Source organism: Rickettsia sp. MEAM1 (Bemisia tabaci), assembly GCF_002285905.1.
In the GTDB taxonomy this organism is placed as follows: domain Bacteria; phylum Pseudomonadota; class Alphaproteobacteria; order Rickettsiales; family Rickettsiaceae; genus Rickettsia.
Window position 1 is genome coordinate 26,506 of sequence record NZ_CP016305.1, and the last position, 14,300, is coordinate 40,805.

The following is a 14,300-nucleotide window of genomic DNA, read 5'->3' on the forward strand; positions in this document are numbered from 1 at the left end:
CTCCGTAATTTCCTCGCAATGACGGAAAATAGTAATACCAGTTACCAAAAGTTATTTTGCTTGATATTACGATTAAGCCGTGATATGTCTCTCCCATATTTCAACCTAATTACTTTATCACAATATGAAAAGCTGCAAAAATTTTAATATAGCTATTTCTGTAATTATTATAGCTATAGTTTCAGTTCTAGGATTTCAGCATTATCAAAAAATTACTCAAGATCGGCATTTTGAGCAAATAATAACTGATCTTAATAATTTAGAGGTTAATAATGAACAGGTACTTAAGAGTTTCATTTCAGAGATACAAAATATTTATGTAACCGAAAATCCCCAAATAGACAAAGATATAAAATATGTATGGGTTTTATCAGCAAGACATTCTTATAACAAAATGCCTATTATTTCTCATACCCAAAATATAGGGGCTGTAGATAAAGAAGATGGCTGTAATAGAATGAGACTTGGTATTGAAATTGCAAGAGAAGTAGCTGCTAAAAAGCTTAATAAGCAAATATCTGATTTGACTTATCAAGAATTAAAGGAGCATGGACCGATAATTCTATTTAATGGCGGAGCTTATGATAACGGTTTATTAAAAGAAGTTCTCGATAATAATCAAATTAAAGATTATCCAAAAGAGAATTTTTATATTTTTGCATTACCGAAAAATCAGGCTAACACTGGCGGACAGTTTAAAACTTTATATAAAGAACATGAGGAGAGTCTATCATATATTTTGTGTAAATTGTAAAGCAACAGAGAAAGAAATACTGTTAAAATACAACTAGAACAAAGGTAAAAAATATGGCTAAGAAAATAGAAGCTGGTGTTAGAAGTGCAGATATAAATAATAAGTTAGTAGAGGAAATATTATCCCAATCTAATCCTAAAGAGTTATTTGGAAAGGATGGATTGTTTCAGCAATTAAAGAAGAGGTTAGTAGAGAGAATACTAGAGGACGAGCTAAGTCATGAATTAGGTTATTCGAGGCATAGCAAGGCATCAAAGCAAGATAGCAATCGTCGTAATGGTACGAGCGAAAAGACAGTAATAGATGACAGTGGTCAAAAGATAGTACTTGATATTCCAAGAGATAGAGACAATAGTTTTGAGCCTCAATTAATTCCTAAGGGAGTTAGAAGATTCACTGGATTTGATGATAGCGTTATTTCACTTTATGCAAGAGGTATGACCATGAGTGAGATTCAATCCCATTTAGAGGAAATGTATCATACAGAAGTATCTAAGGAGCTTATCTCGACTATTACAGATGGAGTTATGGAAGAGGTAATAAGATGGCAAGCCCGAGCATTAGATAGAATATACCCAATTGTATATTTAGATTGCATCATGGTAAAAGCAAGAGATAATAATATAGTTATAAATAAGGCTGTTTACCTTGTTATTGGTATAAATATAGAAGGCAAGAAAGAGCTTTTGGGTATTTGGATTAGCAAGAATGAGGGTTCAAAGTTTTGGATGCAGGTTGTAAGCGAATTAAAGAACCGAGGTGTAGAACAAATTTATGTAGCATGTGTTGACGGTCTTAAAGGTTTTAGAGATGCAATAAACAGTGTTTTCCCAAATACCATAGTACAACTTTGTATAGTACATATGGTACGTAATTCTTTAAAGTACGTTTCTTACAAAAATCTTAAAGAAGTAGCAGCTGACTTAAAACAAATCTATACAGCAAATAATGAGAATATGGCTAATTTAGCATTAGAAGAGTTTGCTAAAAAATGGGATAGTAAATACCCAGTTATTTCTGATATATGGATACGTAATTGGAGTGGTATAGTACCTTTCTTTGCGTTCCCTAAAGAGATTAGAAAGGTAATCTATACTACCAATACGATAGAATCGGTAAATAGACAAATCCGTAAAATTATCAAAAATAAAGGGGTTTTCCCAGATGATAAATCTATCACAAAAATTGTCTACTTAGCTCTTAAACATGCTGCAAAAAAGTGGACCATGCCTATTAAAGAATGGTCTCTTGCTTTGAATCAATTTGAGATACTATGTGGAAATTTTAAATATGAATTATTAGAAAATGATTTTTAACAATTTACACAAAAATTATGATTGACTCCAAAATGAATTTAAATAACGAGTTAAAATTTTAATGCGTTAATTAAATCGCTTTTATACCTCCAATGTGCTGCTCCGCCGCTTTCGGCATGATAATGCATATTTTCATCGCGTATCTGTATTTCTATACTATATTGATCTTCAGTTATAATAACAGTATGTAAAGATTGGTAACCATTTGGTTTAGGATTATCAATATAATTTTTTAGCTTATCTTTTTCATACTCATATAAATTATGTACTATTTTTAAAGTTTTATAGCATTTTTCTTCATCTAATACCACTATCCTAATTGCGAAGATATCAGTTAATTGTTCTATTTTTATCCCCTTACGATACAATTTATATAAAATTGATACGGGATGTTTAATTCTACCTGTTATTTTAGCGGTAATATCATGTTTAGATAAATTATGACTTAAATGTTTAATAACTTTTTGAAACAACACTACCTCCTTAATTTATTAGCAGTAGCAAATCAATGTTTATAATTGCTATTATAAAGAAAAGTTGTAGAAATCAAGGTTTGAGGTCATTTCCTCGCCCGATTTCAAAATAAAATTATTATTTATCTTATTATAAAGATTATAAGCTTTTGCTTAATTCAACCAACTAAACAACCCTCAGCTATAAGCTGAGGGGTTATAAAGTGGAATCGATTAGAAATCGATCATCATTCACAGGTTCACCTTCCTGTTCATCAATATAGTGCTGTATCATTTCATCAGTTATATTACCTGAACTGACTGCCATATAGCCCCTAGCCCACAAATGATTGCCCCAAAATTGTTTTCGTAAATGAGTAAATTCTTGCAATAAAATTCTTGAGCTAATGCCTTTTAAATAATGTACTAACTTGCTAAGAGATATTTGCGGCTTATATGAGATAAACATATGTACGTGATCACATGATATTTTCCCTGAAATTATATGTACTTCATGTTCCATACAAATCTGCCTCAGTAAATCTCTAGTCCTTTCCGATACTTTGCCTATCAATATTCTCTTCCTATATTTTGGTATCCATATAAGATGCACTTTTAAATCATACTGACTATGACTATTCTTTCTATAACTTCTCATATTTCTTGATATAAATTCATTGCTAAAGCAATTTCATTATATCTTCCCTTCGCCTAAAGGCGAGGGATTTTTGATCCCCGAAGGGGGACATTAAATTTATACAGCTGAGATTATATTATTTTGTAGAAATGTAAAGAAATTTGTTTATATTTTATATTTAACACAAGCGATGAATTTACTTTATTTTTATGTCAAATTTAAAAACCAAAATTAATGAGTTAATGGCTCAAAGAAAAATGAGTGCTAAAGATATTGAAAATTTAACAGGACTAAGTAGAAATACTGTTAATAGTATAATATTTGGTAGCTCTAAAAACCCTGGCATTTATACTATTAAGCAATTAGCAAATGCTTTAAATGTTAAGGTAGAATCCTTAATTTCTGATGATAAAGAAATTCAATTTGATATTTTAAAACCCGAACAGATAAAATTATTTGGCGAAGTTGTAAGCCTTACTACAAATATCATTTCCGACAAAAATATTGATTTTTCTATGCATAAAATTACTTACTATTATACAAGAAGTATATCAATGTGCTTTAAAAGGTAAGTCAGAAGAAGTACAAAAACATTTAGCAGAATATTTAATGGATATGCATATAGACTCTACAAACAAAATTTAAACTATTTTTCGTCAAGAGTTTATTGCGTAGATTGGGAGTTGTCATTACGAGCGGGCATTGTTACGTAGATCGGTTTTTCGTCATTGCAAGGAAAAACTATAAGTTTTGACGAAGCAATCTAGTAAAATGCATAGCATTTTTATTGTTTTTTCTGGTTGCCACCCTCCTTGCAATTGTGTAGCTTATGACGAGAAAACCGACCCATGCAAGCAAAACCCTTGCACATTACTAACTAGCGTCAATTCAAATTGTAAAACATTTTTTCTAATTCTTCTAAGCGTTGTTCTATTCTTTCAATATCTTTATCTGTTACGGGGGTTTCTAATAAATGTGCAACTTCATCTTTTAGAATATTTACTTCTCTTTCAATGAAGTCTAAATTAATATTGTGAATGATTTTTTTATTTTGATTTGACATTTGATGGCTCCCGATTAATTAAAACCACCAATGAATGAAACTTTGGTGGTCGGGGAGGTAAGAAAACCGTTACAACAGTTTACAATAGCCTTTAGGTTTAAGGTGCATACCTTAAACCTAAAGGCTATTGATACCCCGACCGTAATAAAGCCGAGGATAGTATCATTTAATGGTAGATACCCACCATGTAACAAGAGATTCTTACATCCCAAAATAGCTTAATAGCTATTTCAGTTACAATGTATACTTAACTCCCTAAAAAAGTCAATTGGCAATTAAGTTTTATTATTTTACTAAAAGCCATTAATGCTTAAAATTTTACAAACTATTAGTTGTTTTTTTGCTACTACTATTTTTATTTCTAATATTAGTTGTAAAATTTATTTAGAGTATCTATAATCCAAAAAAATTAATATGAAATACAATGAATTTAATAAATTATTAGTATCAAAAGTTATTTTTACTTACTACCGTGGACAAGAAACTAGATTACACCGAAGGTGTTTTCCGATCCACGCAACAATGCCATCACGGAATGACAGGGAAAAATGATCCACGCGGAGTAAGCCTTAAGCGGGAATGATATATATAGCATTTTTCAAGCCATACAATAATGCTATAATTTCCTTGCAATGACGGGTTCTTTTTTAACAACTGTCCTGTACTATTCGATTTATCATGCATTGATTTTATTAAAAAATTAACTTGATAATTAATAATAACTCAATTATTAATAAACTCATTAATAATAAAACTAAACAACCCTCAGCTATAAGCTGAGGGGTTATAAAGTGGAATCGATTAGAAATCGATCATCATTCACAGGTTCACCTTCCTGTTCATCAATATAGTGCTGTATCATTTCATCAGTTATATTACCTGAACTGACTGCCATATAGCCCCTAGCCCACAAATGATTGCCCCAAAATTGTTTTCGTAAATGAGTAAATTCTTGCAATAAAATTCTTGAGCTAATGCCTTTTAAATACTGTACTAACTTGCTAAGAGATATTTGCGGCTTATATGAGATAAACATATGTACGTGATCACATGATATTTTCCCTGAAATTATATGTACTTCATGTTCCATACAAATCTGCCTCAGTAAATCTCTAGTCCTTTCCGATACTTTGCCTATCAATATTCTCTTCCTATATTTTGGTATCCATATAAGATGCACTTTTAAATCATACTGACTATGACTATTCTTTCTATAACTTCTCATATTTCTTGATATAAATTCATTGCTAAAGCAATTTCATTATATCTTCCCTTCGCCTAAAGGCGAGGGATTTTTGATCCCCGAAGGGGGACATTAAAAATTATATGCATCCAACTCATATCAAATTTATTACACCTAATTCTAAAGACTTGGACATTTTGTGTGTAGCACTTTCTCTTGTTAAAACTTCAGATCAAATAAATGATTTTAAAATTCTTGTTAAACAAGCTCTTAATCAAGGGTTTGATATTAATATGAAAGATGGAGATCATTGCACTCTTCTATATTATTCCTGTACACTAAAATTGTATGAGATAGCTCAATTTCTTTTAGAAAATGGAGCTGATCCTAATATTAGAAATACTGTATATGATCAGATTACGCCTTTGTCTATTGTAAGAGTACACCCAAAAACAAAACAAGATTATGATAAAAGTTTTATAGTCAAGCAGTTACCTAAGCAGTTAATTGATAAAACCGAAGTATCAGAATTTGAGCTAACCGGTAAAACAGCTGAAGTTACATCTGAAATAGCTTAAATTTTCTACAAAGTATAAGGGGGGCAAAATGCCCCCTCTTTTTAATCTTCCTATTTTTTAGATTTATCTATATAAGCTTTGTTACTAATTAAACCCATGCCATAAGTTTTACAATATTCAAGCATTTCAATTGAATCAGGATGCTCCGCTCCAAAATCTATAATTTGTGGTTTAGCAAAAAACTTATAGTTAAGCGTGTCTTTTCTTTTGCATGCAACCTTTGCTCCTTTAAGATTTACCTCACTTACTTGTGCTACATTTTTATAATTTCTTCTATAAACATTAAAATATATACCTCGTGCATCCATATAGCTATCTAAAGCCTCCTCAAGCTTATCACTCGCAAATAATATATCCCCTCTTATTGTGCATGTAATAGCTATTATAGGGTTGAATACATTAGGTATTCTTCTACTCATAAAGCTTTTATCATTATTCTTAAAAATCTCTATTGCTTTATCTGCATATTCTAAAGCTTTATCTTTTTCACCTAAACCAAATAATGCTATTGCTTTTTGAGTAAATATTCTACCAAATATTATATTGGTTTCTTTTTTACACGCTTTTGCATGTTATACACTTGCTCTACTTGAGTAAGAGCTTCCTTATATTTACCTAGTTTATTTAATGCTTCAGATTTGGTTAAATAATTACCAGTGAGAAATAAAGCATCTGGAGATAATCCATTAGAAATAATAGCTTGAATAGACTTATTACTCTTTTCTAGTGCTTCATTATATTTCCCTTCTAAAAAAGATAATCTTGCTTCAGCTATATACAACATTGCTCTATCAGAACTATCTTCTAACTTTTCGTCTAATTTTTGATTTAAAATTTCTATACTTTTTCGTGCTTCCTCAACATTTCCTACTGAAATATATACAAGTGCTAAACCAAATACTACATTAGCTTTCATTTCTTCATATCCTTTAACATCTTCAAATACCTTGTTAGATTTCCTAAAATATTCTATAGACCTCTGATAATTAGAAGATTTTAAGTAATACGCTCCTATTAAGTTTAAATATTCAGCATATACTCTTTTTTCTTCATTGTTCATTAACCATAATTTATATTTTCCATCTATATCGTTTTTATCAAACCAATCAACTAATTTCTTTCCACCTACTAGATCATAAGAATTATCACACTGCACTATCTGCTTTAGTTTTAACTCCAATAATTTATAAGTACCTATATTATATTTTTCAGCATTTTGCGTCATTATCTCAATATTTTCTGGTACTGTTTTAGCGTTTCTATACATAAATGCTTTTACTCCACCTTGCGGTGTACCATTAATAAATTTAGTAACTGCCTCTTCTAGATACTTACTATTATTTGCACTATTTTTTTCTAATATTTTCTGTGCAATAACATCATGCAGTTCAAAAACAGGATTATCCTCACTAGCATCTATATTTGTTATTAAAGCAAATTTTGATAGCTCAAAAATATCATCATTAAGATTATCTTTATTATCGGTAATAATCCCAAGAAAATCTTTGGAAAAACTTTGATTATTGAGTAATGCTATTTTACTTAGAAGTTGTTTAGCACTAGAACTTAATTGCTTAATCACCAGCGATATATTATAATCTATTTTATCGTTAGATTTCTGTATTTGATGTTTATATTTTTCTTTATCTAATCCAGGAACATTATTTAATATTTGTGCTCCTTGTACTATCAATACTGGATAACCTTTAAATTCTTGTACCAAAAATTCTACTAAATTATTATCTTTGTCCAACAAAATATTATTAGCAAGCTTAATAGTTTCGGGCTTTTCAAATGGTACAGCTTTGACTATATAAGGCATCATATCGCTATCTTGCGAGCAAAATATAATATTGCCGTTATGCTCCCAATTAATAAAATCTTGTACTTTTTTATTCTCACCTACTTTTAAATTATCAAATACTAATAACCATTTATCACTTTGCCCTAGATATTCCATTAACTCTTTTTTTACATTAGCTGCTTCTTCTGCAATTACAGTTTTCTCTTCAGCTTTGTTAATAGCTTTTGCTAGCTTTAAAAGTTCATCGTTAATATTTAAATTGCAATCAATAAACCAGATCAAATTATAATTATCCTTATTTCCATAAGCATACATTCTAGCTAACTGAGTTTTACCCATCCCGCTAACACCTACAATACTTGTTTGCCTCTATTTTTCTAAATTAGTCTTTATTTGATTTAGTGGCTGAACGTGATTTATAAAATAGCTGACTGGTGCAACTATATTATTTACTTTGGCTTGAGCGAATAAATTTAAAGGGATGATAGATATTATGAATAATAATAAAAATTTTTTCATTGCTTTTCCTTTATTTTAGTTGTCAATATAACTTATATTTGGTGTCAAATAATTTTAATTAACTAATCAAGAAAGAGCTTAATTTCTCTACTAATTATATGACTTTAACAAACGTTAACGTAACTCTTATTTGTTTATAAAAAAGTAATTTTTAGTGTTGAGCAAATTTATACTTTTTTTATCAAAAGTCAATAAGAAATTTTACTGGAGGTTAAAGTTTAATAATAACTAAATTTTGCAACATAAAGTTTAAAAACATTCATCATTATAATTTTTTACTTTTCATTTTGATTATAAGCTGGTACAAGAATTGTTTTAACCAACTAAAATAAACTTTTATGGAAGATTTAAGCTCTTGGAAAGAAAAGTTTGAAGAATGCATTTATGCTAAAAAACTTCTCAATAAACTCAAATATTTAAATACTAAAGTAGCAAACCCTGTAAATCTTGAAGAAATCAAGAAAGCAATATATTATGCTCGTAAATATCATGGCTTGCAAATGCGTAAGTCAGGCGATCCATATTATTCCCATCCGGTTGAAGTGGCAATTATGGTGGCAGAGTTTACGGCAATGGAAGTACCTAAACTTTACACTGGTATAATGATGCAAGCAGCACTACTACATGATACTATCGAAGATACGGCATTAACTGAAGAAATGATTGTCGAAATCTTCGGGGAAGAAGTTGCAAAACACGTTGAAGGTCTAACAAGAGTTAAATCTTATGGAAAAATTACCGCTGAAGAAAGTTTGAACATATTAGTTAAACAAAAACGATATGATACAGCTTTAATAAAATTATTCGATCGTATCCATAATGTTCAAACCTTAGGGGCTAAATCACCTGAAAAAGCTAAAAAAATTATAGAGGAAACTTTAATAAATTTTGTAGGAACAGCTCTATATTTAGAAGTTCCTAATATAAAACAACAATTGATTAGATTATGTTATAAAAATCTTAATTTTATGTTATTTCCCGATGAACCTGAAATAGTTTCTCAGGATAATTTCCAATCTCTTGTTCCAGTTTTTGGAAAAAGCTTACCCCATAACCAAAACCTATGGTAACTGGAACTAAAATAACTAATAATCCCCAATACCCAAAATATTCAGTTAAATAAATTATACAAAACGAAGTTATTACATACATAACAGCCCGAGATAATGCAAAAGAAAAACTAACATAAGTAAAACGCTTTAAAATTGGTAAATGCTTATAAAAAATTGGGAAAGCAGGATTAATAAAACAACCAAATAACATAATAAATGATTGTATTAAAAATATATGAGTTGAACTCGTGGCTTTATAAAATAAATAAGGGCATGTTACAACAAAAATAACAAATACCGATAACTTTATTTTTAAAATTTTTAAAGGATAAATTTTAGTGCTTAAATATATTAATAAAAAAGCTCCTAATAATTCTACTACAGAAACAAATAAATTTTGATGTATAACTTGCTCGGGAGTAAAATTAAAGTTATTTCTTAAGATATCACCACTATAAATATATGTGAGGTAAAAACCTAAAGGCCATGCACAATCTGTTAAAAAAAATGCCATTAACTTTTTTATACTTGAGCTTTCTTTAAGTAAAGAAAAATTTTCTATTTTCTTCTTATCTATATTAGCCTTTTCTAAAGTTTTTACCAGTTGACGTTTTGCATCTACAAATTCGGGAGTTTCTCTCAAGGCAGTCCTTGCAAAACCCCCAATTAAAGCGATTCCTGCACCTGCCCAAAATGCCATACGCCAGTTAAACCCAAACGAAGTAACAAGTGCAGCTATACCTAAAGCAGCAAATCCTCCTAATACAAAACAACTTTCTAAAGTTGCCACAACAGAATATTGTATAGGAGGCTTTACTAATTCCGTTAAGTAAAGATCTGCTCCGATTATTTCCCCCATAGAAGAAAGCCCTTGAAATACACGGCAAGCTGTCATTATCCAAGCAGCTGCTACACCTATTTCCGCATAAGTAGGTAAGTTAGCCATAATAAGACAGGATATAGACATCATAAATGTAGTCATTATTACTGTAGTCTTACGTCCTATAGTATCACCTATCCAACCAAATACTAAAGCTCCGATAGGTCTAAAAATAAATGTAGCACAAAAGGCTGCAGAAGCATAAAGCTTAGCAGTATGCGGCTCTGCTTCAGGAAAAAACAGTTCATTAAGTAACACCGCCATATGAACAATATAGCATGAGATCGAAATATTCGAGAAATGTACCTACAGATAGTAAGCCTATGGCTTCTTTTTGATTGCGAGTTAAACTAACTTGCTCTTTTTTGTGACCCAGCATAAGTTCCTTACAAAAAATTGGATTGTAAAGAACTTATACCTATTTTATAGCAAAATGCGAGCTATTTTTTCAAAAAAAATAAAAAAACATCAAATATATATTTTTTTTGGGTCTTTTTGCAGGGGTTAAAACATGCTTTAGTGATCCTTGCGTGGATCATTTTTCCCTGTCATCCCATGGCAGCATTGCCCGCGTGGATCGAAAAGCATCCTAAGGTAGTCATCCCGTGGCTTGCTAACTAGATCCAGAAAAAAGCGAGATGAATCGAGCTTTTAGTGCTAGAGGTTTAACGTATTTAAGTTTTTTTATTACTGGATTCCTGCTTTCGCAGGAATGACACCGGAACCACGCAACAAAGCCTACGCAGGAATGACATCAGAGTCAGACAACAAACTAGGAAAAGTCGCAGCATGACAGGGGTAAATGATGCACGTGGGTAATGGTTATGCAAAAATAACACAGCTACAGAATAATATTTTATTTTAGCCTAATAATTCTACTTTATAAGTATATTCGTCAACATTATTAAATTCTACCTTAGGGGCTATTTGCACTAAACAACCCTCAGCTATAAGCTGAGGGTTGTTTAGTTCATACGTTCTTTTTGCAAAATCAATATCTTGCTGGGCTTTTCTTTCAGCTTCTTTTCTTTCTTCTTCATTAAGATATTCGCCACGTGCTAATCTCTTTTGTTCTTCTGTTAAAGAATTAGGATCATTAATCATTTGATTCAAAAGCTTATTATCCTCTTTTAAACGATCTAATGATTCTTTTTTAATTTTCTCGTACTCGGTCCAATTCTTCTCTATCCTAGCTTCCCTTTCTATATGCTCTTGATGTTCTCGGATGGCTTCAGGACTTTGACCCTCCATATTCAAGCCTTTTTCAGAAGCTTCTGAATATATGATCTGCTCGGCGTTTTCTTCTTTTTTAGAAATGGAGGATTGGAGGTTTTTGATTTGGTCTAATAATTCTCGATTATTAGTGCTGGACGCAAGACCCGCAGCGGCACTAGCTAAACGTGCGAGTTCGGTAGGATTGTTAGTGGCTGTAAGTGGGGCTCTAATGGCATTGAGATCATTTTTTACTTGAGCATCATCTTGTTTATTTTGAGCCTGGTTATCATTTGACTTGCTCAAATTATTATCTTTGACCTGTGTATCATTTTCCTTATTTTGAATTTGATTATCGTCTGACTTGCTTAATCGGAATTTTGATTTTGCATAAATATGAACCTCTGAAAAAATGTTTATTAGACTCGGCTTAAGTTTCCCCGTCATTATGTCATTCCTGCGAAAGCAGGAATCCAGTATAAAGCGAGCTTTTAATTTAAAGAACTTGTTGCTTTTAAGTTTATTTTTCTGGATTCCCGCCTCCGCGGGAATGACATCAGAATCACTCAACAATGCCGCCACGGGGCAACATATTACTTTACTCCACCACCTCCCCTATTTGCTCTATCGGCTCTAAGCCGTATAGTGATATCATGCGTTCAAGCACTCTTCCGGCAGTAGGGGCAGCAGTCCAGCCAGCTGTTGCAAAGCCAAACGTTTCTTTAGTAGGTTTTGGCTCATCAATCATAATATAGATAACATATTCAGGCTTTGAGGCTGGCAGTAATCCCAAAAATGAAGTAGTACGACTATTTTTAAGATATTTCTTTTTACCAGCATTACTTGATAATTTCTCAGCAGTACCGGTTTTTCCACCAATCAAATATCCTTTTACCTCTGCCCTTTTACCTGTCCCATCTTTTACCACAGTTCTAAATAACTGCCTCATTTGCTTTGAAGTATTTTCGCTAAATACTCTTGTCCCTTCAACTTTTTCATCATCTCTTTTTAACAAGGTAAGATCGTATAAAATACCACCATTTACGACAGGTAGCATTGCCCTAACAAAATGTAAAGGACTAATTGAAATACCATAACCATAAGACATAGTAGCACTAGTTAATTCATTCCATCTTTTTTCTGAAGGAAAAAGAGGAGTACCTCGCTCCGGCAATTCTATTTGCACTTGATCTAGCAAACCTAATTTCTTTAAATATTTCCTGAAATTATTTTTACCTACTTCAAGCATAATCTGACTTACACCGATATTTGAAGAATGCAGAAAAATATCCGGTACACTATGCCACCCTTGTCTTGGGGTATAATCCTTAATCTGAAAACCACCGACTTTCATATAGCTTATATCATAAGCATCATTCATATTTATTGCACCAGTATCGAAACCGACCGCCATAGTCAAAGATTTAAATACCGAACCTATTTCATAAATTCCAAGGCTTGCCATATTAAAAAGCTGTTGAGGCTTTGCAGCACTTGGATAATGTGGATCAAAATCCGGTTTACTAACTAAAGCTAAAATTTCACCATTATTAGGATTCGCAATAATACCCACCGCTCCTATAGCACTAAATTGCTTTAAAGTCTTGTCGATCTCTTCGCTCAAGATACTTTGCAACCTAATATCAATTGATAATTTAAGCGGCTCTTTCTGCTTTCCTGGCTTATTTAAATCAAGATCGGAATTAGTTAAATATTTATCATAAGCAAGTTCGAGTCCGCTAAGCCCCGCCATATCCCTACCAACATAACCCACGATGTGCGATGATAAGTTAGAAAATGTGTAAATACGCTTTTGTTCTTCTTCAAAATCAAAACCAAGCAACCCAAGACTCATTATTCTTTCTTGCTGACTAGGCAATAAATCCCTTTTAACCCATATAAAACTTTTATTGGATTTAAGATCAGCAAGTAGCTTAGCCTTGTTGATATCGGGCAGAATCTCAGCTATTTTTTTTACGGAATTTTCGGGATCAATTACTATTTGCGGATTGGCAAATAATGACGCAGATGGCAAATTTACAGCAAGCAAATTATCGTTACGGTCGACTATTTCTTTTCTAAACTGGCTATTTTTTTTTAAAGCGTGGAGGTTTTTATCGTAAACATTAGTAGCAACTATTATAAGCCTGTAAGATAAGGTACAAAAAAGAATAGAAAAAGCACCAATAACTATCAATAATCGGATTTTTGTATTTTTACTACAAACATTCCAAAATATTAAACTCTTAATATCAGGTTTCCACTTTTCTAAAATCTGTTTCATATTAATTTGTTTTGTTTCAAGTAGATGCTTTGAAATAAAATATGGATAGACGAAGTTCAACTTGAAAAAGAGCAAGGAGTCTGTAAACCGAAGAGCGGAGCGTACATTTAGTACGTGAGCATCTGAGGATTACAAAGACAACGCAGCCAATTTTTTAAGTTCAACGAGTATATCATTTCTCTCGGCTTGAAACTGTCTGTATATATTTATTATTTGTAATTCTTTTATGTCTCCGATTATTATTGCTTTTAAAAATATTAATATCTTGATCAAATCTAATATTTGAGGCAGTAATCGGTGATAATGGATCTCTTACCATTTGACAAGGTTTCACCGTTTGTAATTCTAAATAAGCAGTTGCAAGATTTTTTAATCTTGCTGGCGAGATGAGATAAGCTTTTTCTGCTTTCAAAATATGAATATTATTATTTTCGCTATTTATTTGTTTTAAAACACTACTTAATTGGTAATCAAGGGTTGAAACTCGTTCCTTAATGGTAAACAAGCTGCAAACCGCTACAATTATCACTGGCAATACTAGGTAATGAAATTTCTTAATACTCATA

The 14,300-nt window shown here is 31.5% G+C and carries 16 protein-coding genes; 5 read left to right on the forward strand and 11 right to left on the reverse strand.

What is annotated here, in order from left to right; genetic code table 11:
* Positions 1 to 124 precede the first annotated feature (124 nt).
* Together BA173_RS08095 and BA173_RS00125 are read left to right on the forward strand one after the other, a co-directional pair.
* A complete protein-coding gene (locus BA173_RS08095; RefSeq protein WP_162267396.1) occupies positions 125 to 754 on the forward strand; it encodes a hypothetical protein in 630 nt (209 codons plus the stop codon).
* Between the two features lie 53 nt (positions 755 to 807).
* Positions 808 to 2,070 (forward strand): IS256 family transposase, encoded by a 1,263-nt coding sequence (locus tag BA173_RS00125; RefSeq protein ID WP_095568240.1) that lies wholly within the window; start codon positions 808 to 810, stop codon positions 2,068 to 2,070.
* Between the two features lie 50 nt (positions 2,071 to 2,120).
* Here the strand turns inward: BA173_RS00125 and BA173_RS00130 are convergent, their stop codons facing one another.
* Positions 2,121 to 2,543: a bifunctional (p)ppGpp synthetase/guanosine-3',5'-bis(diphosphate) 3'-pyrophosphohydrolase gene (locus tag BA173_RS00130; protein ID WP_016947910.1), complete on the reverse strand. Its 423-nt coding sequence runs from the start codon at positions 2,541 to 2,543 to the stop codon at positions 2,121 to 2,123.
* 196 nt (positions 2,544 to 2,739) lie between these two features.
* Entirely contained in the window at positions 2,740 to 3,180 is a 441-nt protein-coding gene (gene tnpA, locus BA173_RS00135) for an IS200/IS605 family transposase (RefSeq protein WP_095568241.1), read from the reverse strand.
* A gap of 188 nt (positions 3,181 to 3,368) precedes the next feature.
* Between tnpA (BA173_RS00135) and BA173_RS00140 the strand changes: the two genes are divergently transcribed.
* Positions 3,369 to 3,731: a helix-turn-helix domain-containing protein gene (locus BA173_RS00140; protein WP_016947760.1), complete on the forward strand. Its 363-nt coding sequence runs from the start codon at positions 3,369 to 3,371 to the stop codon at positions 3,729 to 3,731.
* 311 nt (positions 3,732 to 4,042) lie between these two features.
* On the opposite strand, the gene BA173_RS00145 is transcribed toward BA173_RS00140, so the two are convergent.
* Positions 4,043 to 4,222: a hypothetical protein gene (locus BA173_RS00145; protein ID WP_012151779.1), complete on the reverse strand. Its 180-nt coding sequence runs from the start codon at positions 4,220 to 4,222 to the stop codon at positions 4,043 to 4,045.
* Between the two features lie 784 nt (positions 4,223 to 5,006).
* Positions 5,007 to 5,447, reverse strand: coding sequence for an IS200/IS605 family transposase (tnpA, locus tag BA173_RS00150; RefSeq protein ID WP_095568239.1), 441 nt, complete (start codon positions 5,445 to 5,447; stop codon positions 5,007 to 5,009).
* A gap of 101 nt (positions 5,448 to 5,548) precedes the next feature.
* Between tnpA (BA173_RS00150) and BA173_RS00155 the strand changes: the two genes are divergently transcribed.
* Positions 5,549 to 5,983: an ankyrin repeat domain-containing protein gene (locus BA173_RS00155; RefSeq protein ID WP_016947831.1), complete on the forward strand. Its 435-nt coding sequence runs from the start codon at positions 5,549 to 5,551 to the stop codon at positions 5,981 to 5,983.
* A gap of 50 nt (positions 5,984 to 6,033) precedes the next feature.
* Here the strand turns inward: BA173_RS00155 and BA173_RS08300 are convergent, their stop codons facing one another.
* Both BA173_RS08300 and BA173_RS00160 read right to left on the reverse strand, forming a co-directional pair.
* The gene (locus BA173_RS08300) at positions 6,034 to 6,402 is read right to left on the reverse strand and encodes a hypothetical protein (protein WP_016947832.1); all 369 of its coding nucleotides are present in this window, start codon (positions 6,400 to 6,402) and stop codon (positions 6,034 to 6,036) included.
* 119 nt (positions 6,403 to 6,521) lie between these two features.
* A complete protein-coding gene (locus BA173_RS00160; protein WP_232505947.1) occupies positions 6,522 to 8,126 on the reverse strand; it encodes a tetratricopeptide repeat protein in 1,605 nt (534 codons plus the stop codon).
* A 518-nt stretch (positions 8,127 to 8,644) separates the two neighbouring features.
* Here BA173_RS00160 and BA173_RS00165 point away from each other — a divergent pair.
* Positions 8,645 to 9,376: an HD domain-containing protein gene (locus BA173_RS00165; RefSeq protein WP_068791195.1), complete on the forward strand. Its 732-nt coding sequence runs from the start codon at positions 8,645 to 8,647 to the stop codon at positions 9,374 to 9,376.
* Here BA173_RS00165 and BA173_RS00170 read toward each other — a convergent pair.
* The 5 genes from BA173_RS00170 to BA173_RS00185 form a co-directional block, all read right to left on the reverse strand.
* Positions 9,273 to 10,502 carry an MFS transporter gene (locus tag BA173_RS00170; RefSeq protein ID WP_306452517.1) on the reverse strand — a complete coding sequence of 410 codons (1,230 nt, stop codon included), beginning with the start codon at positions 10,500 to 10,502 and terminating at the stop codon, positions 9,273 to 9,275. The genes BA173_RS00165 and BA173_RS00170 overlap by 104 nt on opposite strands.
* Entirely contained in the window at positions 10,486 to 10,617 is a 132-nt protein-coding gene (locus BA173_RS08870; RefSeq protein ID WP_306452518.1) for a hypothetical protein, read from the reverse strand. Before BA173_RS08870 ends, BA173_RS00170 begins: the two co-directional genes overlap by 17 nt.
* Before the next feature lie 482 nt (positions 10,618 to 11,099).
* Positions 11,100 to 11,897, reverse strand: coding sequence for a hypothetical protein (locus BA173_RS00175; RefSeq protein ID WP_068041540.1), 798 nt, complete (start codon positions 11,895 to 11,897; stop codon positions 11,100 to 11,102).
* Positions 11,898 to 12,048: 151 nt separating this feature from the next.
* A complete protein-coding gene (locus tag BA173_RS00180; protein ID WP_016948627.1) occupies positions 12,049 to 13,734 on the reverse strand; it encodes a peptidoglycan D,D-transpeptidase FtsI family protein in 1,686 nt (561 codons plus the stop codon).
* Positions 13,735 to 13,906: 172 nt separating this feature from the next.
* The gene (locus BA173_RS00185; protein WP_016947749.1) at positions 13,907 to 14,299 is read right to left on the reverse strand and encodes a hypothetical protein; all 393 of its coding nucleotides are present in this window, start codon (positions 14,297 to 14,299) and stop codon (positions 13,907 to 13,909) included.
* Between the last annotated feature and the right edge of the window lies 1 nt (position 14,300).

Excerpts from the sequence above, each read along its gene's own strand:
- BA173_RS08095 (WP_162267396.1), top strand. The coding sequence starts at position 125 with ATGAAAAGCTGCAAAAATTTTAATATAGCTATTTCTGTAATTATTATA.
- BA173_RS00175 (WP_068041540.1), bottom strand. The coding sequence starts at position 11,897 with ATGACGGGGAAACTTAAGCCGAGTCTAATAAACATTTTTTCAGAGGTT.
- BA173_RS00180 (WP_016948627.1), bottom strand. The coding sequence starts at position 13,734 with ATGAAACAGATTTTAGAAAAGTGGAAACCTGATATTAAGAGTTTAATA.
- BA173_RS00170 (WP_306452517.1), bottom strand. The coding sequence starts at position 10,502 with ATGGCGGTGTTACTTAATGAACTGTTTTTTCCTGAAGCAGAGCCGCAT.
- BA173_RS00165 (WP_068791195.1), top strand. The coding sequence starts at position 8,645 with ATGGAAGATTTAAGCTCTTGGAAAGAAAAGTTTGAAGAATGCATTTAT.
- tnpA (WP_095568239.1), bottom strand. The coding sequence starts at position 5,447 with ATGAGAAGTTATAGAAAGAATAGTCATAGTCAGTATGATTTAAAAGTG.
- BA173_RS08870 (WP_306452518.1), bottom strand. The coding sequence starts at position 10,617 with ATGCTGGGTCACAAAAAAGAGCAAGTTAGTTTAACTCGCAATCAAAAA.
- BA173_RS00155 (WP_016947831.1), top strand. The coding sequence starts at position 5,549 with ATGCATCCAACTCATATCAAATTTATTACACCTAATTCTAAAGACTTG.
- BA173_RS08300 (WP_016947832.1), bottom strand. The coding sequence starts at position 6,402 with ATGAGTAGAAGAATACCTAATGTATTCAACCCTATAATAGCTATTACA.
- BA173_RS00145 (WP_012151779.1), bottom strand. The coding sequence starts at position 4,222 with ATGTCAAATCAAAATAAAAAAATCATTCACAATATTAATTTAGACTTC.
- BA173_RS00140 (WP_016947760.1), top strand. The coding sequence starts at position 3,369 with ATGTCAAATTTAAAAACCAAAATTAATGAGTTAATGGCTCAAAGAAAA.
- BA173_RS00160 (WP_232505947.1), bottom strand. The coding sequence starts at position 8,126 with ATGGGTAAAACTCAGTTAGCTAGAATGTATGCTTATGGAAATAAGGAT.
- BA173_RS00185 (WP_016947749.1), bottom strand. The coding sequence starts at position 14,299 with ATGAGTATTAAGAAATTTCATTACCTAGTATTGCCAGTGATAATTGTA.
- tnpA (WP_095568241.1), bottom strand. The coding sequence starts at position 3,180 with ATGAGAAGTTATAGAAAGAATAGTCATAGTCAGTATGATTTAAAAGTG.
- BA173_RS00125 (WP_095568240.1), top strand. The coding sequence starts at position 808 with ATGGCTAAGAAAATAGAAGCTGGTGTTAGAAGTGCAGATATAAATAAT.